The sequence below is a fragment of the Alitiscatomonas aceti genome (assembly GCF_025567195.1).
GTDB lineage: Bacteria > Bacillota > Clostridia > Lachnospirales > Lachnospiraceae > Alitiscatomonas > Alitiscatomonas aceti.
The window spans coordinates 1-1,368 of record NZ_JAOQJF010000079.1 but is presented as its reverse complement, the minus strand read 5'-3'; the positions used below and the strand labels follow the sequence as shown (position 1 = coordinate 1,368).

The following is a 1,368-nucleotide window of genomic DNA, read 5'->3' as shown; positions in this document are numbered from 1 at the left end:
GGGGCTGTCGGTTAATACCGATTTTTTCCCCGGATAACAAAAGAATGAGACAGTCCGCAGAACTCCTGGCTTTTTCAGGGCTATGGTTTTCTGCCGGACTGTCTCATTCCCTTTTTGTCTCCAATTTCAGGGCATAGTATCCCCTTGTTTGGCATTTTGGGAACGCTCATTGCCTTTAAGCAGTTTTTTGTTCCTTTTTCCCTTCGTATTTTTCAATCTCATGATGCAGAAACCGGTGGTATTTCATGATATTCCGCCCGATCGCATACAGCATGAACTCTTTATACACCTTTTCTTTTGAACGGTAATGGAATCTCCGGAAGTTCTCATTCTCTTTGATGTCACCAAAGTGGCCTTCCGTCTGGATCGACCGTGTCTGACGCTTCAGGATCCCTTCTTCACTCTGGATGTTTTCATTGGTTTCCTCTTTCAGCTCTTCCCACCGTTCATTGATCTTCATGACCTTGTTTCGGTCTGAATGCTTTTCAGCATCATATTTGTACAGACATTTCGCCTTATGTTCACAGCCGCTGCAGTCTGCACAGCCATATACTTCAAAGGTCTGGGTATACCCATCCTGTATCCTGCTTTCCGTCCGCATATGCCGCAGTTCCCGCCCATCATGGCAGATGTAGTAATACTCATCCTCAAAAACGGCACAGCTCATGTTATAATACTTTCCGATATCCGCTTTGTATGCACGGGTCTTCCGTTTTTCGTGATCCTGAAGCTTGATATAGCTTTTGATCCCGTTCTCCTTCAGATAGGAAAGATTCTTTTCGCTGCAGTAACCGCTGTCCGCAGTGACTGCTTCCAGCTCTTCCCCAAATGCTTTCCGGTGCTTTTCCAAAACCGGGATCAGCGTGTTGTAATCAGTCCGGTCGCTGCTGACATAACTGTGGACAATGAAATAGTTCTCTACTGCGATCTGGACATTGTATGCCGGTTTCAGCTGGCCGTTGAGCATGTGGTCTTCTTTCATTCTCATGAAGGTTGCTTCCAGATCTGTCTTGGAATAGCTGTTCCGTCCTTTGCCCATGATCTCAAAGTGTTCCTTGTATTCCATCAGGCGGCTGCCGCAGGTCTCCAGTTCTTCATACAGCTTCTGGATCTCCGGCTTACGCTGTCCCTTTCCGTAAACAAAACCGATCCCTTCCCCTTCAGCGATCGTTTTCAGGTTTTTCTGCAGCTTCAGGATCTCAAGCGGGGAACAGCCGTCGATTTCGATCACGGTATTATTGGAAATCTTCTTGTGCTGAAGTGCTATACTAATGTTGTAACAGGAGTGGCTAATAAGATATAATCAATCTTATAAAGAAAAGAGGTACACATTATGCCACAGAGTTACACCCCTGAATTTAAAAAGAA

The 1,368-nt window shown here is 45.5% G+C and carries 1 pseudogene; it reads right to left on the bottom strand.

Annotated elements, in window-relative coordinates:
• Positions 1 to 175: 175 nt before the first annotated feature.
• Positions 176 to 1,258: pseudogene (locus tag OCV69_RS16555) on the bottom strand (transposase); the annotation flags it as partial.
• Positions 1,259 to 1,368: the final 110 nt, after the last annotated feature.